Origin of the sequence: Sphaerisporangium sp. TRM90804, assembly GCF_029846175.1 — a bacterium.
In the GTDB taxonomy this organism is placed as follows: domain Bacteria; phylum Actinomycetota; class Actinomycetes; order Streptosporangiales; family Streptosporangiaceae; genus Sphaerisporangium.
Genome location: NZ_JARWAC010000009.1, coordinates 105,737 through 131,002, shown reverse-complemented (window position 1 = coordinate 131,002; position 25,266 = coordinate 105,737). Strand labels below are relative to the sequence as shown.

General features: G+C 72.1%; 27 protein-coding genes. 10 read left to right on the top strand and 17 right to left on the bottom strand.

The features are described 5' to 3' along the window. Positions 1 to 24: 24 nt before the first annotated feature. Genes PYR91_RS11290 through PYR91_RS11280 form a run of 3 tightly spaced genes read right to left on the bottom strand, consistent with a single transcriptional unit; the run spans position 25 to position 3,565 of the window. The gene (locus PYR91_RS11290; RefSeq protein WP_279779527.1) at positions 25 to 2,145 is read right to left on the bottom strand and encodes a CotH kinase family protein; all 2,121 of its coding nucleotides are present in this window, start codon (positions 2,143 to 2,145) and stop codon (positions 25 to 27) included. Beyond that, complete coding sequence (locus PYR91_RS11285) at positions 2,136 to 2,966, bottom strand: polyphosphate polymerase domain-containing protein (protein WP_279779526.1); 831 nt, start codon at positions 2,964 to 2,966, stop codon at positions 2,136 to 2,138. Before PYR91_RS11285 ends, PYR91_RS11290 begins: the two co-directional genes overlap by 10 nt. Further along, complete coding sequence (locus tag PYR91_RS11280; RefSeq protein WP_279779524.1) at positions 2,963 to 3,565, bottom strand: DUF4956 domain-containing protein; 603 nt, start codon at positions 3,563 to 3,565, stop codon at positions 2,963 to 2,965. The genes PYR91_RS11285 and PYR91_RS11280 overlap by 4 nt, the downstream gene beginning before the upstream one ends. Positions 3,566 to 3,967: 402 nt before the next feature. Between PYR91_RS11280 and PYR91_RS11275 the strand changes: the two genes are divergently transcribed. After that, on the top strand, positions 3,968 to 4,879 hold the full coding sequence (locus tag PYR91_RS11275) for a hypothetical protein (protein ID WP_279779522.1): 912 nt from the start codon (positions 3,968 to 3,970) through the stop codon (positions 4,877 to 4,879). Positions 4,880 to 5,115: 236 nt separating this feature from the next. Further along, the gene (locus PYR91_RS11270) at positions 5,116 to 5,874 is read left to right on the top strand and encodes a class I SAM-dependent methyltransferase (protein WP_279779520.1); all 759 of its coding nucleotides are present in this window, start codon (positions 5,116 to 5,118) and stop codon (positions 5,872 to 5,874) included. A 112-nt stretch (positions 5,875 to 5,986) separates the two neighbouring features. Here the strand turns inward: PYR91_RS11270 and PYR91_RS11265 are convergent, their stop codons facing one another. Beyond that, a complete protein-coding gene (locus PYR91_RS11265) occupies positions 5,987 to 6,538 on the bottom strand; it encodes a YdeI/OmpD-associated family protein (RefSeq protein ID WP_279779519.1) in 552 nt (183 codons plus the stop codon). Between the two features lies 1 nt (position 6,539). After that, entirely contained in the window at positions 6,540 to 6,965 is a 426-nt protein-coding gene (locus PYR91_RS11260) for a VOC family protein (RefSeq protein ID WP_279779517.1), read from the bottom strand. Between the two features lie 89 nt (positions 6,966 to 7,054). On the opposite strand from PYR91_RS11260, the gene PYR91_RS11255 reads away from it, so the two are divergent. Together PYR91_RS11255 and PYR91_RS11250 are read left to right on the top strand one after the other, a co-directional pair. Beyond that, positions 7,055 to 8,035: a YafY family protein gene (locus PYR91_RS11255; RefSeq protein ID WP_279779515.1), complete on the top strand. Its 981-nt coding sequence runs from the start codon at positions 7,055 to 7,057 to the stop codon at positions 8,033 to 8,035. Positions 8,036 to 8,129: 94 nt separating this feature from the next. Beyond that, a complete protein-coding gene (locus tag PYR91_RS11250) occupies positions 8,130 to 9,137 on the top strand; it encodes an RNA polymerase subunit sigma-70 (RefSeq protein WP_279779514.1) in 1,008 nt (335 codons plus the stop codon). Positions 9,138 to 9,333: 196 nt separating this feature from the next. Here PYR91_RS11250 and PYR91_RS11245 read toward each other — a convergent pair whose 3' ends face one another. Then, the gene (locus tag PYR91_RS11245) at positions 9,334 to 9,918 is read right to left on the bottom strand and encodes a dihydrofolate reductase family protein (protein ID WP_279779513.1); all 585 of its coding nucleotides are present in this window, start codon (positions 9,916 to 9,918) and stop codon (positions 9,334 to 9,336) included. A 116-nt stretch (positions 9,919 to 10,034) separates the two neighbouring features. Continuing rightward, positions 10,035 to 11,207: an NAD(P)/FAD-dependent oxidoreductase gene (locus PYR91_RS11240; protein ID WP_279779511.1), complete on the bottom strand. Its 1,173-nt coding sequence runs from the start codon at positions 11,205 to 11,207 to the stop codon at positions 10,035 to 10,037. 53 nt (positions 11,208 to 11,260) lie between these two features. Between PYR91_RS11240 and PYR91_RS11235 the strand changes: the two genes are divergently transcribed. Then, on the top strand, positions 11,261 to 11,953 hold the full coding sequence (locus tag PYR91_RS11235; RefSeq protein WP_279779509.1) for a TetR/AcrR family transcriptional regulator C-terminal domain-containing protein: 693 nt from the start codon (positions 11,261 to 11,263) through the stop codon (positions 11,951 to 11,953). 253 nt (positions 11,954 to 12,206) lie between these two features. Here the strand turns inward: PYR91_RS11235 and PYR91_RS11230 are convergent, their stop codons facing one another. Beyond that, positions 12,207 to 13,646 (bottom strand): NAD(P)/FAD-dependent oxidoreductase, encoded by a 1,440-nt coding sequence (locus PYR91_RS11230; protein WP_279779507.1) that lies wholly within the window; start codon positions 13,644 to 13,646, stop codon positions 12,207 to 12,209. Position 13,647: 1 nt separating this feature from the next. Beyond that, the gene (locus PYR91_RS11225) at positions 13,648 to 14,208 is read right to left on the bottom strand and encodes a hypothetical protein (RefSeq protein WP_279779506.1); all 561 of its coding nucleotides are present in this window, start codon (positions 14,206 to 14,208) and stop codon (positions 13,648 to 13,650) included. A 103-nt stretch (positions 14,209 to 14,311) separates the two neighbouring features. On the opposite strand from PYR91_RS11225, the gene PYR91_RS11220 reads away from it, so the two are divergent. Next, a complete protein-coding gene (locus PYR91_RS11220; RefSeq protein WP_279779505.1) occupies positions 14,312 to 14,941 on the top strand; it encodes a helix-turn-helix domain containing protein in 630 nt (209 codons plus the stop codon). Between the two features lie 216 nt (positions 14,942 to 15,157). Next, positions 15,158 to 16,702, top strand: a complete 1,545-nt coding sequence (rox, locus tag PYR91_RS11215; RefSeq protein WP_279779504.1) for a rifampin monooxygenase — start codon at positions 15,158 to 15,160, stop codon at positions 16,700 to 16,702. Between the two features lie 35 nt (positions 16,703 to 16,737). Here the strand turns inward: rox and PYR91_RS11210 are convergent, their stop codons facing one another. From PYR91_RS11210 to PYR91_RS11190, 5 genes are all read right to left on the bottom strand, one after another. Continuing rightward, the gene (locus PYR91_RS11210; RefSeq protein WP_279779503.1) at positions 16,738 to 17,253 is read right to left on the bottom strand and encodes an ester cyclase; all 516 of its coding nucleotides are present in this window, start codon (positions 17,251 to 17,253) and stop codon (positions 16,738 to 16,740) included. Positions 17,254 to 17,436: 183 nt separating this feature from the next. Next, the gene (locus PYR91_RS11205; protein WP_279779502.1) at positions 17,437 to 17,886 is read right to left on the bottom strand and encodes a DUF1931 family protein; all 450 of its coding nucleotides are present in this window, start codon (positions 17,884 to 17,886) and stop codon (positions 17,437 to 17,439) included. A gap of 27 nt (positions 17,887 to 17,913) precedes the next feature. Further along, a complete protein-coding gene (locus tag PYR91_RS11200; protein WP_279779500.1) occupies positions 17,914 to 19,587 on the bottom strand; it encodes an FAD-dependent oxidoreductase in 1,674 nt (557 codons plus the stop codon). Then, positions 19,571 to 20,014, bottom strand: a complete 444-nt coding sequence (gene trxA / locus PYR91_RS11195) for a thioredoxin (RefSeq protein WP_279779499.1) — start codon at positions 20,012 to 20,014, stop codon at positions 19,571 to 19,573. Before trxA ends, PYR91_RS11200 begins: the two co-directional genes overlap by 17 nt. 404 nt (positions 20,015 to 20,418) lie before the next feature. Continuing rightward, on the bottom strand, positions 20,419 to 21,387 hold the full coding sequence (locus tag PYR91_RS11190) for a DMT family transporter (RefSeq protein WP_279779498.1): 969 nt from the start codon (positions 21,385 to 21,387) through the stop codon (positions 20,419 to 20,421). A gap of 265 nt (positions 21,388 to 21,652) precedes the next feature. Between PYR91_RS11190 and PYR91_RS11185 the strand changes: the two genes are divergently transcribed. The 3 genes from PYR91_RS11185 to PYR91_RS11175 are packed head-to-tail and all read left to right on the top strand — an operon-like array spanning position 21,653 to position 23,891. Further along, positions 21,653 to 22,525, top strand: a complete 873-nt coding sequence (locus PYR91_RS11185; protein WP_279779497.1) for a class I SAM-dependent methyltransferase — start codon at positions 21,653 to 21,655, stop codon at positions 22,523 to 22,525. Next, a complete protein-coding gene (locus PYR91_RS11180; RefSeq protein WP_279779495.1) occupies positions 22,525 to 23,196 on the top strand; it encodes a helix-turn-helix domain containing protein in 672 nt (223 codons plus the stop codon). Before PYR91_RS11185 ends, PYR91_RS11180 begins: the two co-directional genes overlap by 1 nt. Then, positions 23,193 to 23,891, top strand: a complete 699-nt coding sequence (locus tag PYR91_RS11175) for a class I SAM-dependent methyltransferase (protein ID WP_279779493.1) — start codon at positions 23,193 to 23,195, stop codon at positions 23,889 to 23,891. The genes PYR91_RS11180 and PYR91_RS11175 overlap by 4 nt, the downstream gene beginning before the upstream one ends. On the opposite strand, the gene PYR91_RS11170 is transcribed toward PYR91_RS11175, so the two are convergent. Genes PYR91_RS11170 through PYR91_RS11160 form a run of 3 tightly spaced genes read right to left on the bottom strand, consistent with a single transcriptional unit; the run spans position 23,863 to position 25,051 of the window. Beyond that, positions 23,863 to 24,225 (bottom strand): CrcB family protein, encoded by a 363-nt coding sequence (locus PYR91_RS11170; protein WP_279779492.1) that lies wholly within the window; start codon positions 24,223 to 24,225, stop codon positions 23,863 to 23,865. The two genes, PYR91_RS11175 and PYR91_RS11170, sit on opposite strands and share 29 nt — an antisense overlap. Then, a complete protein-coding gene (locus PYR91_RS11165; RefSeq protein WP_279779490.1) occupies positions 24,222 to 24,566 on the bottom strand; it encodes a DUF190 domain-containing protein in 345 nt (114 codons plus the stop codon). The genes PYR91_RS11170 and PYR91_RS11165 overlap by 4 nt, the downstream gene beginning before the upstream one ends. Continuing rightward, positions 24,563 to 25,051 carry a CrcB family protein gene (locus tag PYR91_RS11160; protein ID WP_279779488.1) on the bottom strand — a complete coding sequence of 163 codons (489 nt, stop codon included), beginning with the start codon at positions 25,049 to 25,051 and terminating at the stop codon, positions 24,563 to 24,565. The genes PYR91_RS11165 and PYR91_RS11160 overlap by 4 nt, the downstream gene beginning before the upstream one ends. Positions 25,052 to 25,266: the final 215 nt, after the last annotated feature.

Below are 25,266 nucleotides of genomic sequence, written 5' to 3'. Positions count from 1 at the left end.
CCGGGTACGCGTGTCCATCGGCCGTCAGGTCGCCGCGCAGGTGAGCGCGGGGGTGGCGGTGTTGCCCGTGGACGATGAGAGGAATCCGAACGTGGTGCTGGCACCGGCCGCGACCGTGCCGTTGTGGGACACGTTGCGGGCGGTGACCGCCGTCCCCTGGGTCGTGACGGTCGCGTTCCACGCCTGGCTGATCGTGTCGCCGTTGGCGGCGGTCCAGGACACGGTCCAGTTGCTGATCGCCGTGGTGCCGGCCGTGACCCGCACCTCACCCTGGAACCCGCTGGGCCACCGGTTGGTCACCGTGTACGTCGCGCTGCACCGCCCGCCGCCGGGGCTCGGCGTCGGGGTGGGGGTGACGGTGGGCGTGACGGTCGGCGTGGGCGTCGGGGTCGGGGTCGGGGTCGGGGTGATCGTGCCGCCCCAGCCCGCGGTCGAGTCCAGCCAGGCCGCGCGGCGCAGCATCCAGTCGCGCATGTACTGCACCTGGCCCTGCCACGTGGGCGAGGTCGGGGTGTTGAAGGGGCCGACGACCGGCGTCGACAGGTTGGGCCAGCGCTGGAAGTTGCGCTGCGCGCCGTTGGTCAGCGGCCTGGACAGAGCGTCGATCCTGCTCTGCAGGGCCGAGTCGGACAGCAGGCCGCGGCGCAGCGTCTGCCAGCGCGACTTGGCCTCGTTGACGAAGGCCGGGTCCCGCAGGAGCTGGGTGTACCAGTCGTTGGCCGACGGCTGCCGGGTCTGCAGGTACTGCCAGCCCGCGGTCTGGTCGTTCTGGAAGTACCCGCCCACACCGAACGTGAGGTCGAAGTCCCACAACGGACCCGCGAAGATCTTGCCGTCCCGGTCCTTGTAGAAGTGGGCGCTGCGGAGGTACGCGTCCATTCCCCGGCTCAGCTCATTGATGATCATGTGGTCGATCCAGGAGCCGACGTCGATGTACGCCCGGTAGCCGGTGGCCGGGTCGGCGAAGTTCGGCGCCCGGAGCACGTTGTGGAACTGCTGGATGTGGTTGCGCAGCCAGTCGCGCTGCTGTGGCTGCAGCGGCGACGGGTCGACGACCTCGAGGTAGTTCCAGCAGGTCGCCGCCGCGCCGCTGCACGGCAGCGTCGGCTCCTCGGCGGCCATCCACTCGAACTTGAAGATGTACCCGCCCGTGATCTTCGGCAGGGTGACGTCGTCCTCGTCCAGCTGCTTGAGGTCGAGCCGGTCCTTGCTGTTCTTGATCGTCTCGACGATCATGTAGACGCCCATGTAGTCGTTGGCGCCCACCGGGGTGGCGTCGGTGTTCAGGTACAGCTCGGCGAAGGCGTACCGCGGGGCCTTCAGCCCCATCTCCCTGCCGAGGTCGTAGATGAAGGCCTCGCGGATCAGCGACTTGTCGGGGAAGGGCCCGCGCAGCACCCAGTCGGAGTCGGCGGGCATGCCCAGCACCGGGTAGTCGGCGTCGTCGCCGGCGTTGTCCCACATCTCGATGCGGTACGGCGTCTTGGCGAACATGGCCGACGACTGGCCCCGCAGCTTGAATCCGGCGCGGGTGGCGATCGCCGGCGCCGCGGCCAGCGAGGTCGTGCCGCCGCTGCCCGGCTGGAAGATCATCGCGGCGGCGTCGAAGTACTCCCGGGCCGGCTTGCCGGCGCCGTAGGAGTCGAGCATGATCACCGGAAGGTCGTGGGCCGTGGTGGTGTCACGTGCGGCGTACATGGCCGTTCCCGGCGCCCCGGACGCCGTCTGGCCGACGAAGGCCTGTGCCCGCAGCTGCGTGGTGCGGGTGAACTGCAGCGGCGAACCCTGGTAGAGCGACGACTGCGCGGTGGGCAGTTGCCCGTTGGTGGTGTAGCGGATCTGCGCTCCGCTGATCGTGGTGCTCAGCGACACCGACACCTGTCCCTGGAAGGTGCCGCTCGGCACCGAGAAGGTGATGTCGCCGACGAGGTCGTCCGCCGCGTCCGCCAGGGCGGTGGCGTCGGCGGCGGACGAGGTTCCGGTCGCCGCGGCGGTCGTGACGTGGCCGGCCGGGCGCGGCGCGGAGGCCGATTCGGCGCCGGCCGAGAGCGGGACGAGGAGCCCGGCGAGGAGTACGGCGGCGACCGCGCCCCCCCGGGTGCGGTGGGTCGCCGCGGCGTTGACGCGGCGGAGGGTCAGACGCACGATGCCTCCTGTTCGGGTCGGTGGGAGATGCTCGGCTCGGGGCCCTCCGACGGCGCGGCGCCGCGGAAGTGGCGGCGCAGCGTCCGCCGCCACGGCACGTCGGGCAGGTCCAGGCGGAGAGCGGCCAGGCCGGTGGCGTACTTGGAGATGCGGACGGGTCTCATCCCCCTCTGCCACAACATGCGGTCGACGGGCGTCGCGGCCGAGGTCGTCTTGGTCTCCAGGACGGCGAGATCGGGCAGTCGCAAGCGGGAGTCGCCGTACCGCCAGGCGAGCCCGGTGTCGATGGTGACCCGGCTCGCGGTGTCCGGCAGCAGCAGGGTGGCGCGGTTGTAGTCGGTGACCAGGATGGGGTCGAGGGAGCTCCCGGCGCCGGGACCGAACGACTCGCGGGCGAGCGCCTCGTCGACGAAGTCGCGCCCCGGGTGCACGGTGTCGCAGTCCTGCGGGTGGTAGGGCAGCCGGTGCTTGGTGACGTTCCCCCGCGCGCCGCTGAGCTTGACCTCCAGCCAGCACTGGGCGGAGTCGAGGTAGGTGCGGGTGCGCACCTTGAAGCGCCGCCGCCTGCGGTAGGCCGCGCAGTGGTAGCTGGCCAGCCGCGGGGTGTCGAAGTACACCGACCTGTAGCGGAAGCTGCGCTCACCGTCGATGTCCAGCACCCGGGCGTACGGGATGAGCTGCTCCAGCAGGCGCGGCAGCGTCTCCGTCGGGACGAGGTACTTGCGGTCCACCCTGGTCTGCAGCGCGGCGCGGTCGATCAGCTCGGCCAGTCCGACGGGGGCCATCCGCGCCAGCGCCGGCACGATGGGCGTCGGGGTCATCGGCGCGCTCCGGTGTGTGCGGGGACGGCGGGTTCGGTGGTCAGGTTGCGCTTGCTCACCGCGAACCGGACGTCGACCACGGTGGTCTCGTTGACCATGTCGAGCCGCTGGACGGTGACCGAGTGCACCCGGGCGTCGAGCAGCTGCTCCAGGTGCGCGACGAGCATGACGTGGTCGGTGAACGCCGAGTCGAGCACGAGGATCTGGTGCCGGTAGTTCCGTAGCAGCCGCCGGTGGTCGCCCAGGAACATCACCGTGACGATGAGGGCCATCAGGCCGCCGCTGAGCACCAGCGAGGTGGTGCTCAGCGCGCCGAGGATGCCCAGGGCCAGGGCCGAGAAGTAGTACGCGACCTCGTGCTGGTCGAGCTCGGTCGAGCGCAGGCGGATGATGGACAGCACGCCGAACAGCGCCAGCCCGAGCCCGAGCCCGGCGCCGACGTTGCTGGCGCTCAGCGCGCTCGCCACCGCCAGGACGCCGACGTTGACCCCCAGGTAGGCGACGACGAGGTCCCGTCTGCGGTGCCGTGGGAAGTAGAGCCCGAAGACGAGCAACACCACTGCGCAGATGTCGATCGCGAACAGGACGAGCTGTGACATCTCTGTTGTTCCTCCTGAGCCGCTGCGGGGGTCGGCCGAGCACCGCCCGCTTCCTGGTCAGCGGGACGGTCGCCGAAACTTTCAGGCTTTTAGATAAACTTTCGGAGAACGGCTCGAACGATAAATGCCCACAGATGTCTCGTCAATGAACAGAAGGTGCACGGACGGGTGAGGAGCGGGCGCTCGACAGCACGGGTGGGCAGGTGGAGTCGCCTTTATCGACCTGCGGGCGCCCCATGGAGATGGGCGGCCAATATGTCCATCGGGTGAAACTTTCTTCCGAAACTATCGGCTCCGATGTCGCCCGTCGGGCGACCGGCAACCGGAAGGACGCCGCCGCCGGCGCGAGCGGTGACCGGGCACGCGCCACGGCGCGCCGGGGATCGTGGTCGTATTGGACGCGTGAGTGGATCAAAGGTCGCGGGGAAGGGCGCACTGGCCGGGCTGGTGGCCGGCGGCGCGCAGGCGTTCGTCTGGGCGGACTCGGTGCGGGACCATCCGGATTCCCTTCACGGTATCGCCCTGCTCGCGACCCCCTTCGTGATCGGCGGGCTGGCGTCCCTGATGATCCGGTTGCGGCGCCTGCCGCTCGTCACGCTCGCCGGCGGGCTGGCCACGACGGCGCTCGGCCAGGCGCTGTGGAGGGTCGCGCCCGATCACACCTCCTACGGTTTCGACCGGTCGGCGCTGGCCGTCGTGCCGCTGCTCGCGGCGGTGGCCGGTTTCGCCGTCGCGGCCTGGGCGGTGGACCCGGCGGGCCGGTGGCGGCCCGGGATCGCCGTCTTCGCGGTGCTCGGGGTCGTCTGCGTGCTCGCGATCCCGCTGGAGGGACCGGCCCGGCGCTGGCACCGGGCACGCGGTTTCGAGCTGCTCGGGGTCCCGCTCGTGGCTCCGGAGATCTCCGGGCACATGCTGTACGCGGTCGAGGCGCCGATCGTCGGCGGCCGGTTCGAGCCGGCCGAGCCGGTGATCACGCTGGACTACCGGCGTGTGGGTTCAGGGCTCCGGGACGGGGCGTCGCCGGGCGTCCAGGTGCTGGTGCGCCGCCCGTCGTCCGCGACCGTCGCGACCGGCTGCCCTGTCCCGTACCACGCCGAGTACTGGAAGAAGGGCGGCGCCTGCCGCGCGGCCCCGGGCGGGCTGTGGGTCCGTCGCGGCCCGCGCGGGGAGCTCGCGGTGTTCGCCCATCGCGCGGGCGCGCTGATGGAACTGCATGGCCTCGGCGTCCCCGAGGCGGAACTCCTCGCGGGCGCCGAGACGGTGCGGCCGATCGCCGCCGAGACCCTCGCGGGACGTGTCCCGCCCGTGCGGTGAGGTCCGGCTTCCGGCCGCGCCCGGTCCACCGGCGCCGAGCATCCCGCCCGCCCGCTCACTGGGACGACGGATCGGCCGGCGCCGGGCGGATCAGCCCCGTCGGCACGAAGATGCCCGCGTAGGTGGGGCGACGCGTTCCCTTGCGGGCTGAGATCACCTCGCATATCGTCCCGATGTATCAGGTCGATATATCGGGTCGGCGGCATGCCGCCGACCCGGCGCACCCGGGAGCTGTGATGAGGCGGATCGACTACGACAAGGAGCAGTACCAGGACTACGCGCGTGGCCGCGCGCTCACCGAGCGGCAGTTACAGGTTTGGATCAGCGCCTTCGGAGCCCGGCTGCCCGCGCGGCGCCCGCTGACGGGGCTGGACGTCGGCTCGGGGACGGGCAGGTTCACCCCCGCGCTGGCGGAGGCGTTCGGGCCGGTGACCGGCGTCGATCCCTCGGTCCGCATGCGCGAGGTCGCGCAGGACCGGTCCTCGCACCCCGGTGTGCGGTACGTGGCGGGCGCCGCCGAGGACATGCCGGTGCCGTCCGGCAGCGCCGACTACGCCCTCATGTTCCTGTCCTGGCACCACGTCCAGGACAAGCCGCGGGCCGCCCGGGAGCTGGCCCGGGTGCTCAAGCCCGGCGGGCGGCTGCTGCTGCGCGCGAACTTCCGCGACCACCATCCCCGGCCGTGGTGGCTGGAGCACTTCACCCGCGGCTTCGAGGTGGACGCCTCGCTGTACCAGCCGCTGCACGAGGTCATCGCGATGTTCACGGCGGACGGCTGGCGGGTCGCCGACTTCGGCACGGTCACCCAGCCGTCCGACGGCACCCGCGGTGAGGTGCTCGAACGCCTGCGCCTGCGCACCCTCTCGTTCTTCGCTCAGATCAGTCCCGAGGAGGTGGAGGCCGGCTTCCGCCGCCTGGAGGAGTTCGTCGCCGAGGATCCCGGCGCGCCCGCGCCCGAGTTCACCGACTCGCTGCTCACGCTCGAACGGCCCTAGCGGTGCCGGCGGCGTCTCGCCGACCGGCGTCGCCGAGCCGCACCGGTCAGCGAGAACAGGGACTCCCGGTCGGAACCGACGTGCTGGGGTTCGCGGCCTCGCTCCGCGGGCCCTACTCCTGGGCGGCCAGGCGGGCGACCGACCGGGCCAGGGTGCGCGCTCGGGTCTCGGGGGTGCGCGCCTTGAGCAGGGGGAGGATCACGGCGTACCGGTCGGAGCGGCCGAGGCGTTCGAAGGCGGCGTTCGCGTGGGGGTCGGCGGCCAGCGCGGCCGCGAGGTCCGGCGGGACGGTGGCGGTGGCCTGCGACTCGTACGCGGCTTCCCAGCGTCCGTCGGCCATCGCCGCCGCCACCTCCGCGAGCCCGGCCGGGCGCATGCGCCCGGTCGCCATCAGCGCCTCGACCTTCGCCACGTTGACCTTGGACCACGAGCTCCTGGGCCGGCGGCGCGAGTACCGCTGGAGATAGGAGACGTCGTCGAAGGCCTTGCGCTGTCCGTCGATCCAGCCGTGACACAGGGCGGTGTCGAGTGCCTCCGCCACCGTCACCGAGACGACCCCCGAGCCGCGCTTGGCGATGCGCAGCCACGCCTCGTCGTGCGTCTGGTGATGCGCGGCCAGCCAGGCCTCCCACGCGGCGGCGTCGGGGAAGTCGAGCACGTCCACGCTAGGCCGGCCTGAGGGACGCGAGGACCTCGAGGTAGTGCGGGTTGTTCATGACACCCAGCACGTTGCCGAACGGGTCGATCACCGCGGCGGTGATGAACCCCGAGTCCCCGTGCGGCGTGATGGGCTGGTACTCCTTGGCGCCCATCGACAGCAGGCGCTCGACGGTGGCGTCGAGGTCGTCGACGTGCCAGTGCATGACGGCGCCGCCGGGCTCGGCCGAGGCGCCGGGCGGCGCGAAGCTCCGGTCGATGATGCCCAGCTCGTCGGCGTGGTCGCCGATGCGGAACTCGGCGTAGGCGGTGCGCCCGTCGGGGCCGGGCCGCGTGAAGTACGCGTCCACGCCCAGGAACTCCGCGTACCACGCGACGGCCGCCGGCACGTCGTCCGCCCAGATGTTCAGTGTGGCGAATCCTCGGAGGCTCATGATCTGCCCTTCTCTTCGGTGCTTCGTACCGGCGACGCTAGTCGGCATTGTGGAATCTGCGGTTCCTCAATGCGTGCGAGACTCGAAGAATGTTGGAGACCTCGGTCCGCCTGTTCCGGCTCCTGTCGCTGCTTCAGGTGCGGCGGGACTGGTCCGGCGCCGACCTCGCCGACCGCCTCGGCGTCACCACCAGAACGGTCCGCAACGACATCGAACGACTGCGCATCCTGGGCTACGAGGTGCACTCCAGCACCGGGATCACCGGCGGGTACCGGCTCGCGGCCGGTACCGCGATGCCGCCGCTGCTGCTGGACGACGACGAGGCGGTCGCCGTGGCGGTGGGCCTGCGCGCCGCGGCGGCAGGCACGGTCACCGGCATCGAGGAGACCTCGCTGCGGGCGCTCACGAAGCTCGAACAGACCCTGCCCGCCCGGCTGCGCCACCGGCTCGACGCGCTCCGGCAAGCCACGGTGTCCGCGGCGGGCGGCGGGCCGACCGTCGACGCCGAAACGCTCACGACCATCGCCGGCGCCTGCCGCGACCACGAGCAGCTCCGCTTCGACTATCGAGGGCGCGACGGCGAGCCCACCACGCGCCGCGTGGAGCCGCACCGCCTCGTCTACACCGGCCGCCGCTGGTACCTGCTCGCGTGGGACCGCGACCGTGAGGACTGGCGCACGTTCCGGGCCGACCGCATCCGGCCGCGCCCGCCCACCGGGCCGCGGTTCGCGCCGCGCGAGCCTCCCGAGGACGCCGCGAGCCACGTCGTACGCGGGACCGGCTCGCTGGCGTGGCGGTACCAGGCGCGTGTCCGTCTCCACGCGCCGGTCGAGGTCGTCGCCGAGCGCGTCCCCCCGGCCGGCGGCCTGCTGCGCCCGGTCGACGAGCACAGCTGCGTACTGGAGACCGGGGCGGAGTCCCTGCCCGACCTCGTGGGCTACCTCACGAGCCTCGACGTCGCGTTCGAGGTGCTGGACCCGCCGGAGCTCCGGGCCCTGCTGCGCGAACTGGCCCGGCGCTACGCGGCCGCGGCCGCCGAACCGCCGGGGACGGCGGAGCCGGGCGCCTGACGAACGGCCCGGTGTGAGCGACTTCACCGCTCAGGAATCCTCCGCCCCGTCGTCAGTTCTGGTGGCCCTCGCCACCCGCGGAAGGATTGACGACATGACCGACGCCAGACTGCCAGGCGCTGAGGAGGCCGCGTTCATCGCGGCGGCCCGCTCAGACGACGCGGCACAGTTCGCCCTCATCACGGAGCGCTACCGGCGTGAGCTGCAGGTGCACTGCTACCGGATGCTCGCGAACTACGAGGACGCCCAGGACCTGACGCAGGAGACGTTCCTGCGGGCGTGGAACAAGCGGGAGTCGTTCAAGGGCCACGCCGCGCCGCGGACCTGGCTGTACCGGATCGCGACGAACGCCTGCCTGGACTTCCTGGAGAAACGCGACGACCGCACGCCCGTGCCCGCCGAGCTGCCGGGCGCGGGCTCGGAAGTGCGCTACCTGCAGCCCTACCCGGACCGGATGCTCCCGGAGGACCCGCAGGAATCGGTGGTGGCGCGAGAGACGATCGAGCTGGCGTTCATCGTCGCCGTCCAGCACCTGCCGCCGCGGCAGCGGGCGGTGTTCATCTTGCGCGACGTCCTCGGCTGGCCGGCGTCGAAGGCCGCCGACGCCCTTGAGCTGACCGTCGCGTCGGTGACCAGCGCACTGCAGCGGGCGCGCGTGACGATGCGCGAGCAGCTGCCCGACCGCCGCCTCGACTGGCGGAGCCCTGCCCCGCACGAGCTGTCGGATGACGAACGCGGCGTGGTGAAGTCGTACATGGACGCCCATGAGCGCAACGACCTCGACGGGCTGATGGCCCTGCTGCGCGAGGACCTGCGCTTCGCGATGCTGCCCGAGCCGGGCACCTTGATCGTCACGGCCAGGGACGCGGTGGACGGCTGGGTCTCCGCTGGGCTCTTCCAGCGCGGCTACGACGACTGGCGCTGCATCGCCACGACAATCAACCGCATGCCTGCCGCCGTGCTGTACCTCCGCACCCCCGACGACCCGGAGTACCGGCTGTTCACCATCGCGGTCCTGCACATCGTCGACGGGAGGATCGCCGAACTCACCGGATTCGACGCCACCGACAAACCATGGCTGAGCCTGCCCGCGACGCTGTGATCAGAGGAGTCCCCGTCGTCGACGAGTCCAGCGCACGGGCAGGCGTCACCGTCGTCCTCATCTTCGGCGAGTCGGTCGACAGCTCACTCGGAACGCGAGGAAGGGCCGGGAAAGGTCCCCTCATCGCCGAGGGTCACGGTGAGCGCGCCAGGAAGGATTCCGGCCCGGCCTGGCGAGCTGGGCATTCGGCCCGTGCTCATCGCCTCGTCTCGTATCGGGTCAGCACCACGCCGCCGGGAAACGTCCGCGTCTCGACCAGGTTCAGGTTCACCCAGCTGTCCAGCGCGGTGAAGAACGGCGTGCCGCCGCCCACCAGGACCGGCACGGTGACCAGCGCGTACTCGTCGACCAGCCCGGCCCGCATGGCCGCCCCGGCGAGCGTCGCGCCGCCGATGTCCATCGGGCCGCCGTCCTCGGCCCTGAGCCGGGCGATCTCGGCGACGGCGTCGCCGGTGACCAGCCGGGTGTTCCAGTCGACCTTGTCGATCGTCGATGAGAACACCACCTTCGGCATGTCCCGCCAGCGGCCGGCGTACTCGATCGCCGCCGGTGCGGCACCCGGCTGCTGGTCGGCGGTCGGCCAGTGGGAGCTCATCGTCTCCCACAGCTTGCGCCCGTACAGCGCCAGGCCCGTCGCGTCCACCCGGTCGGACCACCACTGGAACAGCTCGTCGCTCGACGATGAGTCCGGGCCGTCCCCCCCACTCCAGCCGAGGTCGTCGCCGGGCGCGGCGATGTAGCCGTCCAGGCTCGTGTTCATGGCGAAGGTCAGTTTCCGCATCGTGCCAGCCCTCTCGTGAGTCGATCTCACACGTACAGACGGGCGCGGCGCGCAAACCTAATCGGCCCGCGGGCGAGCCGATCATCGAGAGCAGGAGAGGCCGTGCCGGGCCGGCGTCAGGATGGCTGAACCTCGTCGAACAGGGCGACGGCTTCGGCGGGGTCCGGGCTCACGAGGCGTTCCAGGCCGGCCGTCGTCATCGTCGCCCACCTGCCGGCCCGTGCGCACATCCGGTCCTCGAAGGCGCGGACGGCCTCGTCCAGGTCGCCGGGGCCGGCGGCCGCGGCGACGGACTCGGCGAGTTCGGCGCCGTCCAGCATCGCGAGGTTCGCGCCCACCCCCAATGGAGGCATCAGGTGGGCGGCGTCGCCCAGGAGCGTCACCCCGGGGACGTGGGCCCAGGTGTGGGACACGGGCAGGACGTGCAGGGGGCGATGGACGAAGGCGGTGCCGTGGCGGAGGAGGTCGAGGACGGGAGCGGCCCAGCCGTCGAACAGGGCGAGCAGGGCTGACCGCACGGCCTCGACGTCGGCCAGGTCCAGGCCCGTGTCCAGGCCCGCTTGCCGGTTGAGGCCCATGCGCCGCTCCGGGTCCGTGTGCCAGTCCAGCGGCGCGCGGAACTTGGCGTACACCTTGACGTGGCCGCCGCTGTTGCGCTGGGCGACGAGGGAGCGGTTCACGCCGTACACGGCAACGGAACCGTCGCCGATCAGCCGGGCGAGGCCGGGGTGGCGGGTGTCGACGTCGTCCAGGGAGGTCTCGACCTGGGTGACGCCGGTGTAGTGCGGCGTCACGGACGAGAGCGCCGGGCGAACCCGCGACCAGGCGCCGTCCGCGCCGACCACGAGGTCGAACGTCTCCTGCCGCCCGTCCGCGAAGCGGACCAGCGCGCCGTCCCGGGCTCCCGGCACCACCTCCGTCACGCCACGCCCCCACTGGACGTCGAGGGGGCCGAGCAGCAGGTCGCGGAGCTGCCCCCGGTCGATCTCGGGGTTGGCCAGGTCACCCGGACGGGCCTGCCAGTCGCGAAGGACGGTCCCGTCCGGGTCCAGGATGCGCATGGCCTGCCCCTCGGGACGCGACAGCGCTCGGAACCGCGCCAGCAGCCCCGCCTTGCCGAGCGCGAGCTGGCCCATCTCCTCGTGCAGGTCGAGCGTGCCGCCCGGGGGACGGGCGTCGGGGGCGGGATCGCGTTCGAGGACGGTGACGGGGTGACCGTGGCGGTGCAGGACGCGGGCGAAGGTCAGGCCTGCGGGGCCGCCCCCGACCACCGCGATACGATGGCTCATGTCGATACACTGTATTTGACAAATACTCTGTATCGCAACAGTACGATGCACCCATGACTGTGTGGGACCGGCCCGAGCCGCCGATTCGCCCCGTGCCGCTCGACCGGGAGCGGATCGTCGCCGCCGCCGTCGGGCTGGCCGACGAGGGCGGGCTGGAGGCGGTGTCTTTGCGCAAGGTCGCCGCCCGGCTGGACGCCGGCCCGATGCGGCTGTACGGATACATCTCCACCAAGGAGGAGCTGTTCGACCTCATGGTGGACGAGGTCCACGCCGAGATCCTGCCCGAGGAGCCGTTCGGCGACTGGCGGGAGGCGTTGGGCTCCCTGGCCCACCGCACCAGGCGGGCCAGCCTCCGTCACGAGTGGCTGGCCGACCTGCTCGGCGGCCGTCCGGCCCTGGGCCCGAACGCCCTCGCCGTGACCGAGGCCACTCTGTCCTCCCTCGACGGCCTCGCCGACCTCGACACCGTCCTGCGCGCCGTGGAGACCGTCAGCGCCTACTTCACCGGCGCGATCAGGCGCGAGATCGCGAACCTGCGGGCCGAGCGCGCCACGGGCCTGTCCAAGCGCGACTGGCAGCGCGCAAACGGCCCGCACGTGAGCAGGATGCTGGCCACGGGCCGCTTCCCGGCGCTGGCCAAGGCCGTGCACGACGGCACGGACGTGGACGCCGAGACGTCCTTCACGACCGGCCTCGACTGGGTCCTCGACGCCGTTGCCGCCAAACTCGCCCGGCCGCCGGCGTGACGCTCCGGATCCCCGGGTGGCGGCTCGGGATGGGGTGACGGACTCCGCGTGGTGGCCGGCGGAACCGTTCCTCCCCGCCCGGCCGACGCCCCGCCCCGGTGCGGGCCGGTCTAGCTCGTGAGGACCCTGTCCCAGTCCACCGTATCGGCCCACTCGGCGTAGCTGTGCCAGCGCACCGTGGGGTACCTGGCATGCAGAGACGCGATGTCGAGGAAGTCGGTGCGGCCCGCCACGACCGGCACCTGGCCGGACGTCAGCGGCCGTACGCCTCCAGCAGCCGCAGCCACACCTCGGAGACCGTGGGGTACGCCGGGACCGCGTGCCAGAGCCGGTCCAGCGGAACCTCGCCGACGACCGCGATCGTCGCGGCGTGCAGCAGTTCGGCGACGTCCGGGCCGGCGAGCGTCAGACCGACGATCACTTCGCGGTCCTCGTCGACGACCATGCGGGCGTGCCCCCGGTAGCCGTCGGCGTGCAGGGCGGCCCCGGCGACGGCGCCCAGGTCGTAGTCGACGACGCGGATCCGCATCCCGGCGGCCTCGGCCGCGGCCGCGGTCAGCCCCACCGACGCGATCTCCGGATCGGTGAAGACCACCTGGGGCACCGCGCGCTCGTCGGCCGTGGCCACGTGCCGGCCCCAGCGGCCGTCCTCGACCGCTTCGCCCCTCGCCCGCGCGACGATGACGTCGCCGACCGCGCGGGCCTGGTACTTGCCCTGGTGGGTCAGCAGCACCCGCCGGTTGACGTCACCGGCGGCGTACAGCCACCCGTCACCGATCGGCGCCCCGTCCCGCCCGAGCACGCGCAGCGTGTCGTCCACCGTGAGCCAGGCGCCCGGCGTCAGACCGACGGCGCCGAGGCCGATGTCCTGGGTGTTCGGTGTCCGGCCGACCGCCACCAGTACCTCGTCGGCCTCGACCCGCTCGCCGCCGGTCGTCGTGATGCGCACCGTTCCGGCCGCGTCGCGGTGCACCGACGCGGCCTCCGCGCCGAGGCGTACCGACACGCCGGCCTCCCGCAACGACTCGGTGATCCGCTCGCCGGCGAACGGCTCGGCCGACGGCAGCACACCGTCACGAGCCAGCATCGTCACCGAGGACCCCAGGGCGGCGAAGGCGGTCGCCATCTCCGACGCCACCACGCCGCCGCCGATGATGGCGAACCGGCGGGGGACCGCGCTCGCGGCGGCCGCCTCCCGGCTGGTCCACGGCGCGGCCTCGCGCAGGCCGGGAACGTCCGGCAGCAACGCGCCGCTTCCGGTCGCGATGACCACCGCGTGCCGGGCCGTCAGCGTGACCGGGACACCGTCGTCGCCGGTCACCTCGACCACGTTCGCGGCCACGATCCGCCCCTGACCGCGGTGCAGGGCGATCCCGGCCGACTCCAGCCAACCGGCCTGACCGTCGTCCTTCCAGTGCGAGGCGAAGGAGTCGCGGCGCTCCAGCACCGCGGCCGCGTCGAGACCACCGGTCACCGCCTCGCGCGCCCCCGGCAACCGGCGCGCCGCCCGCAGCGCCGCCGCGCTGCGCAGCAACGCCTTGGTCGGCATGCAGGCCCAGTAGGAGCATTCCCCGCCGACGAGCTCGCGTTCGACGACGGCGGCGCTCAGCCCGCCCCGCACCACCCGGTCGGCGACGTTCTCACCGACCGGGCCGGCCCCGATGACGACGACGTCGTACGTGTCGCCGTCCATGTCAGTTCCCCTTCGCGGCGCGGCCGAGGCGCAGGGCCGAGATGAGGAAGAAGACGCCGCCGGGGATGGCGTAGCCGGCCGCGTTGATCAGCGTCGGGTTGGGCGCGGAGGCGCCGAGGATGAACGACGCGCCGGCGAGCACGGAGATGCCGCCACTGATGATCATCGGCCACTGGCCGCCCATCTTGCGGCGGGTGACGCCCACGACGAGCTGGACCAGCCCGGCCACGACGGCCCAGGCGCCCCACACGCGCAGCACCGCCGGGATGCCGGACGAGCAGGCGACGGCCACGCCGACGGCGGTGATCAGACTGACCGCGATGTTCACGTACAGCAGGGCGGGTGATCCGGTGGCGCGCGACGCGCGGACGTCGACGACGGCGGCGGCCACGTCGAACAGCGGGTAGAGCACGAGCAGGGTGACCGCGACCGGGCCCAGGTTCGAGGCGGTCGTGAACATCACGAGGGCCCAGACGATGGCGAACCCGAATCGGACGAAGTACAGCCGCCGCAGTACGGACGCCGTCCCGGAAACACCGGGCGAAACAGCGATAGCGGTCATGATGGTTCCTTTTCCTAAGAGATAGAACGTTCTATCGTGCACAGCATGGCCGTCTATGGCACGGACTGTCAAGACCGAACGTTCTACCTACTAGGATGGCGGCATGCGCAGCCAATCCGAAGGCCGGCCGTCCGAAGCGCGATCCCGGCTGCTCGACACGGCCACCCGGCTCTTCTACGCGGAGGGCATCCACGCGGTCGGCATCGATCGCATCGTCGCGGAGGCGCGGGTGACGCGGGCCACCCTCTACCGGCACTTCCCCGGCAAGGAAGAGCTGGTCCTCGCCTACCTGAACGAGGTCGACCGCGCCATGCGGGGCCAGGCGGACGAGGCCGTCGCCGCCGCGCTCCCGGCCGCCGGCACCCTCCAGGCTCTCAGCGAGTCCATCGCCCGGGGCATCCAGTCGCCCGGCTTCCGGGGATGTGCCCTGCTCAACGCGGCCGCCGAGTACCCCCACCTCGAGTCCCCGGTGCGCAAGGCCGTGCTCGCCCACCGCCAGTGGTTCCTGGAGACCGTCACGGAACTGCTGGCCCAGATCCGCGAGACGGGCGCCGAGGCCGCCGCCCGCCACTTCGTGATGATGCGCGACGGCGCCATGGCCGCCGGCTGCCTGTTCGACCCGGCGTTGATCTGCGAGACCTTCCTGCGCGGAGTCGAGGGGCTCCTGCGGGTTCACGCCGGCATCGACGACGGCGAACCGGCGGCGCCCGAAACCGCCTTCACCGGGGGGTGAGCGCCCGCCGGCTCACCCCGCCGCCTGGCTCGGAAAGGGTTGGACGGGGTGGGGCCCGGGCTTGTAGCTTGCCGTTGACCGTGACGCCGCCCGAGGAGGTGAGACCCATGAACGCTGTATCGAAGTGGGTGCTCCCCTCGCCGTCACGGCCGGGCGACTGACGTAGGTGTCGCCGGGAGCGCCTTGCCGACAAGGCACTCCCGAAAGGCGACACCCATGCACTCTCCGCAGGTCCCCGCCGAGCCGTCGTCGAACGACCCGGTCGAGCGCGACTTCACCGGGGGCGACGTCCCCGAACCCCGGTCGCCGGCCTCCGGCGCCGATCGCGCGCCGCTCGGGTTCGACGTGGTCATCGCCGGATGCGGGCCGACCGGCGCGACGCTGGCCGCCGAGCTGCGGCTGCACGACGTCCGGGTCCTCGTTCTGGAGAAGGAGACCGAGCCCGCGTCGTTCGTCCGCATAGTCGGCCTGCACATCCGCAGTCTCGAACTGATGGCGATGCGCGGACTGCTCGAACGCGTCCTCCCGCACGGAAGACGGCGTCCGGCCGCCGGTTTCTTCGCCGCCATCGCCAAACCCGTGCCCGAGGGCCTGGACTCCGCGCACGCCTATCTTCTAGGCATCCCGCAGCCGGCCATCGTCCGCCTGCTCGAAGAACACGCGATCGAGCTGGGCGCGCGGGTCCGGCGCGGTCGCGCGGTCGCCGGGTTCGAGCAGGACGACGAGGGCGTGACCGTCGAGCTGTCCGACGGGGAACGGCTGCGTTCGCGCTACCTCGTCGGCTGCGACGGCGCGCGCAGTACGGTGCGCAAGCTGCTCGGCGTCGGCTTCCCCGGCGAGCCCTCACGTACCGACACGCTCATGGGCGAGATGAAAGCGGACGCGCCGCAGGAGCAGATCGCCGCCAAGGTGGCCGAAGTCGGCGACACCCACAGGCCCTTCTGGCTCCGGCCCTTCGGCGAGGGGGTCTACAGCGTGGTGGTCCCGGCGGCCGGAGTCGGCGACCGCGCGGAGCCGCCCACCCTCGAAGATTTCAGACGACAGCTGCGCACCATCGCCGGAACCGATTTCGGCGTGCACTCCCCACGCTGGTTGTCCCGCTTCGGGGACGCCACCCGGCTGGCCGACCGTTATCGCGTCGGGCGGGTGCTCCTGGCCGGCGACGCGGCGCACATCCATCCGCCCATCGGCGGTCAGGGCCTCAACCTGGGCGTTCAGGACGCCTTCAACCTCGGCTGGAAACTGGCGGCGCAGGTCCGCGGCTGGGCGCCGGAGACACTCCTGGACACCTACCACGCCGAACGCCATCCGGTCGCCGAGGACGTGCTGGACAACACCCGTGCCCAGATGGAGCTGACCTCCGCCGGACCGGGCCCGCGGGCCGTGCGCAGGCTGCTCACCGAGCTGATGGACTTCAACGAGGTGAACCGCCACCTGATCGAGAAGATCACCGCGATCGGCGTCCGCTACGACCTCGGCGACGGCCCCGACCTGCTCGGCCGCCGCCTGCGTGACATCGACGTGAGACGGGGCCGCCTCTACGATCTGCTGCATCGCGGCCGCGGCCTGCTGCTCGACCGCACCGGACGCCTGACCGCCGGCGGCTGGTCCGACCGCGTCGACCACCTCGCCGATCCCACCGCGGCGCTGGACGTCCCGTGCGTCCTGCTACGCCCCGACGGCCACGTCGCCTGGATCGGCGACGACCAGCACGACCTGAACGACCACCTCGTCCGCTGGTTCGGCAAGCCCGCCACCTGACTTGCCTGCGACCGCAAAGGTCCGTTACGGCGTCATCACCTGCCCGCGCTCCCACGGCCGGCGACTTCGAATTCCGAGTCGCCGGGTGACGGCTGCCCCTCGCCCGCGGATGACGAGCGATCGGCGAAGACGAGTTCGCCACCAAGCTGGCTGTACAGCTCCAGCTGGTCGTAGTAGATGCGATGGGTGATGATCTTGTCGTTGCCGACGGAGCAGGTGCTGGTGCCGCGAACGGCGACAGGACGGCCGGTTTCGTCCAGCACACCCCCGCTGGGCAGCACCAAAGGCCCGTTATGCGTGCCGGTGAGCATCCATTCGGTCACCGCGGGATCGGCGCAGAACACCGTGTGCCAGACCGTCATGCGCAGGTCCGGAAACCCTTTGAAGACCTCCTCGTAGAACGAAGCGATCTGGTCGTGTCCTTCCGCGACGCCCTCTGGGGTCACCAGGACCCCGTCGCGGCTGTGGCACTGAAGAACACGATCCAGATCGTGGGCGTTGAAGGCCTCGAGCAGCTTGTCCTTGAGCGCGCGAGCGTCGCCCATGGTCATCACCCCTTCGATAGGGACCATTCCGGCGATGGACGCGCCATTGCCCGGCGGGCCCCGCCCCGTGGATCACGACCGAGTCGCCCGCCTCCACCTGGGCGAGTCGAGTCGTGTGCCGGCCGGTCGGCCAGATGTCGGCGAGCATCACGTAGTCGTCCTGCTTCTCTTGAGGCCGTCCCGATCGCCTCAGAGCAGCAGGTCGAAGACGCCTATCGTGCGTTCCCACTGCTCGGTCGAGGGGTTCTTCACGTCCGGATCCACGATCTTGAAACTCTGGGCCAGTGCCACTGACAGGCCACCGACGATCTCGGGTAGGCGTCCGACGGTGTCCTCGGCGACCGACAGGTCGAGCGGAGGCAGAGCGGCGAGCTGCTCCAGGATGGGTTTCAGCTCGATGTCCTCATCGAGCTTGCGGAACCGGTGGATGCTCTCCTGCAGGCCCTTGGTGAGGGGGAGATCCCAGGGTTCGATGATGTCGCGACCGTTCGCCTTGGCGTGGGCCTGGCCGATCACCAGAAGGTCGTAGACCTTGTCGTTCACGAAGTCGCCGTAGCGCCGCAAGTCGTCCTTGTCGACATCGACACCTGCGGCGCTGCGGAAGAAGCGTTCGAATCTCGACACCGCCATGACGACCATGGATGTCTCCTTCCTTCCGGCCCGGAGTCACTCTCCAGCCTGGAGGTAGTCGTGGATCAGCCGTACGGCCATGGCGCCTTCACCGACCGCCGCGGCCACCCGCTTGACCGACCCGCACCGCACGTCCCCGGCCGCGAACACGCCCGCGCTGCTCGTCTCCAGCGGGTACGGCCGGCCGACGGAGTCGGGCACGCCTTCCTTGCCCGACCGGCCGGCGTCCGCGCCCGTCAGTATGTAGCCCCGCGGGTCGAGCGCGATCTCGTCGGCCAGCCAGGCCGTATACGGCTCCGCGCCGATGAAGACGAACAACGCGCGGGCCTCGATCGTGCAACGCCCACCGGTGAGGTTGTTCTCGGCTATGACCGCGGTGAGCCTCTCCTCTCCGATCAGCTCGCGGACCTCGGTGTTCAGCATGATCTCGATCCGGGGGTGCCGTTCGATCTCGACGGCCAGGTAGCTCGACATGTTCCTGGACAGCGCGTCCTCCCGCACGACCAGCCGGACGCGGGCGGCGTGCCGGGACAGGAACAGGGCGGCCTGGCCGGCCGAGTTGCCTCCGCCCACGACGACGATCGGATCCTGCAGGCACATCTGGGCTTCGAACATGGTCGCCGCGTAGTAGACGCTCGTGGGCTCGAACCTTTCCAGGTTCCCCACGTCGAGTTTCCGGTAGTGGACGCCGGTCGCGATGATCAGGGTGCGCGCGTGGATGGGGCCGCCCTCCCCTACGGTGACGACGTGATCGTCCGCGTTCAGGCGCAGTCCGCACGCCTGTGCGGGGACCCAGAAACGCGCGCCGAACTTGCCGGCCTGGATCGCCGCCCGCTCCGCCAGTTCGCCGCCGGAGATTCCGGACGGGAAGCCGAGGTAGTTCTCGATCCGCGAGGAGGTGCCCGCCTGGCCGCCCGTCGCGACATCGTCCAGGACCGTCGTCGCGAGACCCTCCGACGCCCCGTAGACCGCCGCCGCCAGCCCCGCCGGCCCGGCCCCGATGACGAGCAGGTCGCATCGGGTCTTCTGCTGTACTCGTGGTGCGGGGAGTCCGATCGCCCGGGCCAGCTCCGCGTTGCTCGGGTTGCGGAGCACCCTCTCGCCGCGCCAGATCACGACCGGGGTCTGCTCCGGGGTGACGCCCATGCTCCGCAGGAACCGCTCTGCCTCCTGGTCCTGCTCCAGGTCGATCCACCGGTGCGGCACTCGGTTGCGTGCCGCGAACTCCCGCAGCCGCCGGGAGTCGGCCGAGAAACGGGAGCCGATGATGCGGAAGCCGGCCCCCAGTCCGATGAGCATCGTGCGGCGGATGAGGTAGGCCCGGAGGATGAGGTCGCCGAGCGACGGATCCTCGGCGACCCGGCGGTGGAGCGCGTCCACCGGCACGGCGAGGACCGCGCCGTCCTCGGCCACCAGGCCGGTGACGAACCCCACCTGGCCGGTGAGCACGTTGAGCTCTCCCAGGAACCGGCCCGGTCCGTGGACGCCGATCACCCGGTCGTCCACTCCGAATCCCTCGACCGTCGCCACCTTGCCGGCCAGGATCGCGAAGAACTCCGCGCACGGAAGGCCCTCCGCGTACAGGACCTCGTCCCGGCGGACGCGGCGCCGCTCGCCGTGCGGGGCCAGCGCCTGGAGCTGCGCGTCGCTCAGCCGCGGGTAGGCCCCCTCCGGGTCCGGCGTCTCGCAGAGCTCAGGCGGCCAGCGCATCGTCCACCCATTCGCGCAGGGCGGGAGCCGGCGCCGCGCCCGATCGCCGGGTGACGACCCGGCCCTGGTCGATCACGACAAGCGTCGGGATGGCCTGTACGGTGAAGCGTTCCGAGAGCCGGGGCGCTTCATCGACGTTCACCTTCACCAGCTTCAGGCGACCGGCGAGCTCGGCCGCGACCTGTTCCAGCGCCGGGCTGACCATGCGGCAGGGGCCGCACCAGGGTGCCCAGAAGTCGACGAGCACCGGGATCCTGGCCGCCTCGACGACCTCGCCGAAGTCGTCGTCCCCCGCCTCGGTGACCCAGGGAAGCGGCTGGTGGCAGTCGCCGCACCGCGGGATCCCCGAGGCGGCCCTGGGCAGCCGGTTCCTCCGGCCGCATTTCGAGCACTGGACGACGCCGGCGTCCTTGGCCTGTGACCGCATGTCCGGACCTCCGGATTCTCCTACGTCACCGAGAGTGTGCCGGTCGGCCCGACACGGATGACCCCGCCGTCGAGGGCGTCGCCGGCGACCAGCGGCTCCACGTCGAGCAGGAACCGATCCACCACAGCAGGCCCGACGCCACCCGCCGGTCGCGGCGGCGTCACGGCGCGGCGACCGGTTCCCTGGGTTTGGCGGCCTGCTCGTTGACGAGTCGCCGCCCAGCCTCGTCCACAATGCTCAGGCTATCCCTGCCGCCAAAGCCGCTTGTCAGCGCCCCGCGACGCTGACCAGCGGCCATCTCCGCTGGTGATCCCCTTCTGACGCGCTCCGGCCGCCTGGCGGAAGCCGGCGGCGCGGGCCGGCATGGCGTGTTCGCTGTGAGCGCGACGGCGGTGCCGGCAACGTCAGAGGTCCGCCCGGTCTCCCTTCGCCATGGTGGCGACCTTGGGGCCGGCAGATCCTTCAGCCGTCCCGGCGGCGGTGATCTCGTCGGCGGGGGACCGGCGCGGGCGGGGGCGGCGGCGGGACACCGCTACGCCGGCCAGGCACAGGGCTCCGCCGGCCATCGTGAGCAGGCCCGGGACCTCGTCCAGCATCAGCCACGACAGCAGCACCACCAGGGCGGGCACCACGTAGGTGGTGGCGCCCATCTTGCCCGCGGTGGTGCGGGCCAAGGCGAAGGCCCAGGTGGTGAAGGCGATCGCGGTGGGGAAGACGCCCAGGTAGAGCATGTTGAGCGTCGCGGGCAGCGGGGCGCGCGCGGCCTCCGACACCAGGGTTCCGGCGAAGGGGAGGCAGGCCACGGTGCCGATCAGGCACCCGAACGTCGTCACCTGCAGCGCCCCGGCGTGCCGCAGCGCGGGCTTCTGGGCGACGACGCCGATCGAGTAGGACACCGCGGCCAGCAGGCACAGCAGCACGCCCAGTACGGAGGCGCCACCGGAGTCCGACATGGAGAGGCCCACGACGACCGCGCCGGCGAAGGACACGGCCATGCCCGCCACCAGCGGGCGCGGCAGGCCCTCTCCCAGCAGCCTGGCGCTCAGCAGCGCGATGATGATCGGCCCGACGTTGACGACCATCGCCGCCGTGCCCGCGTCGACCTGCTGCTCGCCCCAGTTGAGCGCCACCATGTACAGGCCGAACCACAGGACGCCGGAGCACACGATGCCGGGCCAGGCGGCGCGGGGCGGCCATCCCTCGCGGCGGACCAGCGTGATCGCCCCCAGGACGACGCTGGCGGCGAGCAGCCGCCCCAGGGCCAGGGCGCCCGGCGAGTAGGCCGTCCCGGCGCTGCGGATGGCGACGAAGGCCGAGGTCCACAGCACGACGGTCACGCCCACCGCCGCGAGGGCGGGCCAGTCTCTCTTCAAGCCAGTATCCGGCGGGATTTGCACAAAAGCGACAATAGGCCCAGGTGTCCGGCGACTCCATCCGGTTTTCGGACAGGGAACAACCGCTTCCAGCCGCCGGAGGCGCCTCACCACCCGGCTCCGATCGGCTTCCCGATCCCTTGGGGGCGGGGACGTCGACGTGTGGGGCGAGCACGCGGGCTTGCGGAGCCGGTCCATTGACGCCGGCGCCGGCGGGCATCATCATGAACGTATGCTCATGAATGACCGTTCATAAGGAGCTTCGATGGTGCTTGTCAGGAACAGCGAGCAGTTCAACGCCTGGAACGGGGCCGAAGGCAGCGTCTGGGCCGGTCGCCCGTCGGCCGAGCACGACGTCGACGTCCTGCTCGCCGGCCGCCTGCTGGAGGCCGCCGGCATCGGTGCGCGCGATCGCGTGCTCGACATCGGGTGCGGCACCGGGCAGACCACCCGCATGGCCGCTCGGCTCACCTCGGAGGGCCACGTGGCCGGGGTCGACCTGTCGGAGCCGATGCTCGAACAGGCGCGCCTGGACGCGCTGGCCGCGGGCCTCGGCGACATCGTCTTCGAGCAGGCCGACGCCCAGGTCCACCGGTTCGCGGAAGGAAGCTTCGACGTGGCCGTCAGCAGGTACGGCGTGATGTTCTTCGCGGAGCCGGTGGCCGCGTTCGCCAACATCGGGCGCGCCCTGCGGCCGGGCGGGCGGCTGGCCTTCGTCTGCCCCCAGCCGCCCGAGGACTGCGCGTGGTACGTCGTCCCCGTCGCCGCGCTCCTGGGCCTGCCGCCGCGGGACGCGGTGAGCGCCTACCCCGGGCCGGCTCCCGCGATGTTCTCCCTGTCGGACCCCGCTCACGCCGATGAGGTGCTCACACGGGCCGGTTTCACGGACGTGTCCGTGGAACCGGCGCACCTGGCGCACCACTTCGGGTGGACCGCGGCCGAGGCGGCCGACACCTTCCTCGCCAGCGGGCCCTCCCGGTACATCGTCGAGCAGGACGGCGAGCTGTCGTGGGAAGAGGCACGTACCCGGCTCACGACCGCGCTGGAGCCGTACGCGGGGCCCGCCGGAGTGCTGCTGCCCGGTGCTCAATGGCTGGTCAGCGCGGTGTGGCCGGCCGGCGCCGCCCGGGAGGGGTGATGTCGCCAAGGAAGGCCGCCGCCCTGCGGCACGCCGGGGAGCTGAGCCTGCGCGACCATCTCATCGCCGCGGCCGAGCGCCTCATCGCCGAGCGGGGCGTCGCCGGCCTCACCGTCCGGCACATCGCCCGGGAGGCCCGAGTCGCCGACGGCGTGCTCTACAACCACTTCACCGACAAGGAGGAGCTCCTGGCGCACGCCCTGCGAGCCCACGTCCGGACCGTCGAACGCACGCTCCCGGACCTGCCCCGGGCCGGAAGCGGGACCGTCGAGGCCAACCTGCGCGCCTACGTCCTGCACGGGCTCACCCTGCACGCCGCGATCCTGCCCGCTTTCGCCGGACTGCTCTCGCAGCCCGACGTGTTCACCCGGTTCAACGCCCTGACCCGCCCTGACGGTCGTCCCGGACTGACCCGGGCACTGGCCGACCACCTGCGAGCCGAGCAGGGCCTGGGCCGCGTCGCGCGGCACGTCAACGCCGACGCCGCCGCCACGATGATCGTCGGCTCCTGCCACGAGCTGGTGCTGCCGCACATGTTCCACCAGTCCCCGGCCGGTCCCCTCCAGGTCCCCGCCGGTTTCGTCGACGACCTCGTCGGCACGCTGCTGAACGGCATCCGCCCGCCCGGGCACGGTCACCCGGACGGCGACACACCCGAGGAGGCCCGATGACGAGCACGGAACGCTGGCTGACCGCGCTGTGGCCGTTCGTCCACGCGCACCTGCCGCCGTCACCCGGCCGTGTCCTTGAGATCGGCTGCGGCCCGGCGGGCGGTTTCGTGCCGGCCCTGCGATCGGCGGGGTACGACGCCACGGGCGTCGACCCCGACGCGCCCGACGAACCGGGCTACCGGCGAACCACCTTCGAGGACCGTCCGGCGGACACCCCGTTCGACGCCATCGTGGCCTGCACATCGCTGCACCACGTCGCCGATCTGGACACCGTCCTCGACCGGATGGCCGAGGCCCTGGCCCCCGGCGGGACCGCGGTCGTCGTGGAGTGGTCGCACGAGAGGTTCGACGAGCGGACGGCCGCCTGGTGTTTCGACCGCCTGGGCGGCACCGGCGAGCCGGGGTGGCTGCACCGGCACCGAGACCGGTGGAGAGCGTCCGGCGAGCCCTGGGACGCCTATCGCGCGAGCTGGGCGGGCGAGGAGAGCCTGCACCGCGGCGAGGAGATCGTTCACGCACTCCGCGGTCGCTTCCTCACCCGGTCGTCGGACGAGGGGCCGTACTTCTTCTCCGATCTCGACGGTGTCACCGCGGCCGACGAGCAGGCGGCCATCGACAGCGGGCGCATCCAGGCCACCGGCATCCGCTACGTGGGGGTTCGGGGCGTTACGCCGAAAGGGCCTGGGCCAGGCTGAGGCCTGCCAGGCAGGCGGCGAGGCCGGCCACGATTCCGGTGGCGACGTTGGCCAGGGCGAGGAGGCGGGCTCCGTCGCGGGCCAGCGCCAGCGTCTCGTAGCCGAAGGTGGAGTAGGTGGTCAGCGCGCCGCAGAACCCGGTGCCGGCCACGGCCATCAGCGTGTGGCCGGCGGGCAGGCCGAGCAGGAAGCCCAGGACGGCCGAGCCGGTCACGTTGACGGCGAGGGTGCCCCAGGGGAAGACGGTGTCGTGGCGCGACTGGACGAACCGGTCGGTCAGGTAGCGCAGCGGCGCTCCGACGGCCGCGCCGAGCGCGACGAGCAGCAGCGTCACGGCCGCCTCCGGGCGCCGCCGTAGTGGACCACCTGGACCTCGTCGAGCACGGCCAGCCCTTCGCCGACCAGCTCGTCGAGCTGCGGCAGGAAGGCGTGGATCCTGGCGGCGTCGTCCACGATCACGATCGCCACCGGCAGGTCGTCCGACAGGGACAGGATGCGGCTGGTGTGGACGCGGCTGGAGGCGCCGTAGCCCTCCACGCCGCGGAACACGCCGGCCCCGGCCAGGCCGGCGGCGTGGGCGCGGTGGACGATCTCGTGGAAGAGCGGCCGGTGATGCCACTGGTCGGTCTCGCCGACGAAGAGGGTCAGGCGAAGGGCCGGTTGGGTCCGCGTCATGGACGTCGCCTCCCGTGGTGTGCGCGGGCCGCCGCCCGCGTGATCGCGTCGCCCGCCCACACCGCGGCCAGGGCGGTGACCAGGGTGGCGGCCAGGTAGGCCAGCGCGGTGCCCGGCCGCCCGGCGGACAGCGCCCGCTGGACGTCGGCGACGTAGGCCGAGAAGGTGGTGTACCCGCCCAGCACCCCGACGCCCAGGAAGGGCCGGGCCAGTGGCGGCGCCCGCCACACGTCGGTGACCGCGGCCATGAGCGCGCCGATGAGCAGGCAGCCGGAGACGTTGACCGCGAACGTCGCCCACGCGAACGCGCCCGGCGGCGCGGGGAAGGCGGCGGTGATCCCGTGGCGGGCCAGCGCTCCCAGCGCGCCGCCGGCCGAGACGGCGGCGAGCGTCGCCCACGGGACGCGGCGTGGTCGCGCGCTCCGCGTGCGGTCTCGGGCGACGGTGTCGGCCGGGCGGCCGGAGCCGGAAGCGGCTGTGGGCACGGCGTCCTCCTACCAGGATGCGGGATCGACCTCTGGTAGGGACCGTTGGCGGCCTCACGCCGCGGTCTCTCCACGATGGGAGGCGGCGGGCCCCACCGCCGCACCCCTCGCCGAGGAGGGGCTCACTACGAAATATACCAATCCGGGGTGGCCGCTCGCCGAGCGGTGGCAACAGGTCGCACCGTCACCGGCACGTCGCCGTCACACCGGCCCCG

Coding starts and splice junctions, on each gene's coding strand:
- PYR91_RS11225 (WP_279779506.1), bottom strand. CDS start 14,208: ATGACCGCTATCGCTGTTTCGCCCGGTGTTTCCGGGACGGCGTCCGTA.
- PYR91_RS11245 (WP_279779513.1), bottom strand. CDS start 9,918: ATGCGGAAACTGACCTTCGCCATGAACACGAGCCTGGACGGCTACATC.
- PYR91_RS11250 (WP_279779514.1), top strand. CDS start 8,130: ATGACCGACGCCAGACTGCCAGGCGCTGAGGAGGCCGCGTTCATCGCG.
- PYR91_RS11175 (WP_279779493.1), top strand. CDS start 23,193: ATGACGAGCACGGAACGCTGGCTGACCGCGCTGTGGCCGTTCGTCCAC.
- PYR91_RS11240 (WP_279779511.1), bottom strand. CDS start 11,207: ATGAGCCATCGTATCGCGGTGGTCGGGGGCGGCCCCGCAGGCCTGACC.
- rox (WP_279779504.1), top strand. CDS start 15,158: ATGCACTCTCCGCAGGTCCCCGCCGAGCCGTCGTCGAACGACCCGGTC.
- PYR91_RS11220 (WP_279779505.1), top strand. CDS start 14,312: ATGCGCAGCCAATCCGAAGGCCGGCCGTCCGAAGCGCGATCCCGGCTG.
- PYR91_RS11270 (WP_279779520.1), top strand. CDS start 5,116: ATGAGGCGGATCGACTACGACAAGGAGCAGTACCAGGACTACGCGCGT.
- PYR91_RS11285 (WP_279779526.1), bottom strand. CDS start 2,966: ATGACCCCGACGCCCATCGTGCCGGCGCTGGCGCGGATGGCCCCCGTC.
- PYR91_RS11210 (WP_279779503.1), bottom strand. CDS start 17,253: ATGACCATGGGCGACGCTCGCGCGCTCAAGGACAAGCTGCTCGAGGCC.
- PYR91_RS11200 (WP_279779500.1), bottom strand. CDS start 19,587: ATGCGCTGGCCGCCTGAGCTCTGCGAGACGCCGGACCCGGAGGGGGCC.
- PYR91_RS11230 (WP_279779507.1), bottom strand. CDS start 13,646: ATGGACGGCGACACGTACGACGTCGTCGTCATCGGGGCCGGCCCGGTC.
- PYR91_RS11235 (WP_279779509.1), top strand. CDS start 11,261: ATGACTGTGTGGGACCGGCCCGAGCCGCCGATTCGCCCCGTGCCGCTC.
- PYR91_RS11185 (WP_279779497.1), top strand. CDS start 21,653: ATGGTGCTTGTCAGGAACAGCGAGCAGTTCAACGCCTGGAACGGGGCC.
- PYR91_RS11165 (WP_279779490.1), bottom strand. CDS start 24,566: ATGACGCGGACCCAACCGGCCCTTCGCCTGACCCTCTTCGTCGGCGAG.
- PYR91_RS11180 (WP_279779495.1), top strand. CDS start 22,525: ATGTCGCCAAGGAAGGCCGCCGCCCTGCGGCACGCCGGGGAGCTGAGC.
- PYR91_RS11205 (WP_279779502.1), bottom strand. CDS start 17,886: ATGGTCGTCATGGCGGTGTCGAGATTCGAACGCTTCTTCCGCAGCGCC.
- PYR91_RS11255 (WP_279779515.1), top strand. CDS start 7,055: ATGTTGGAGACCTCGGTCCGCCTGTTCCGGCTCCTGTCGCTGCTTCAG.
- PYR91_RS11280 (WP_279779524.1), bottom strand. CDS start 3,565: ATGTCACAGCTCGTCCTGTTCGCGATCGACATCTGCGCAGTGGTGTTG.
- trxA (WP_279779499.1), bottom strand. CDS start 20,014: ATGCGGTCACAGGCCAAGGACGCCGGCGTCGTCCAGTGCTCGAAATGC.
- PYR91_RS11260 (WP_279779517.1), bottom strand. CDS start 6,965: ATGAGCCTCCGAGGATTCGCCACACTGAACATCTGGGCGGACGACGTG.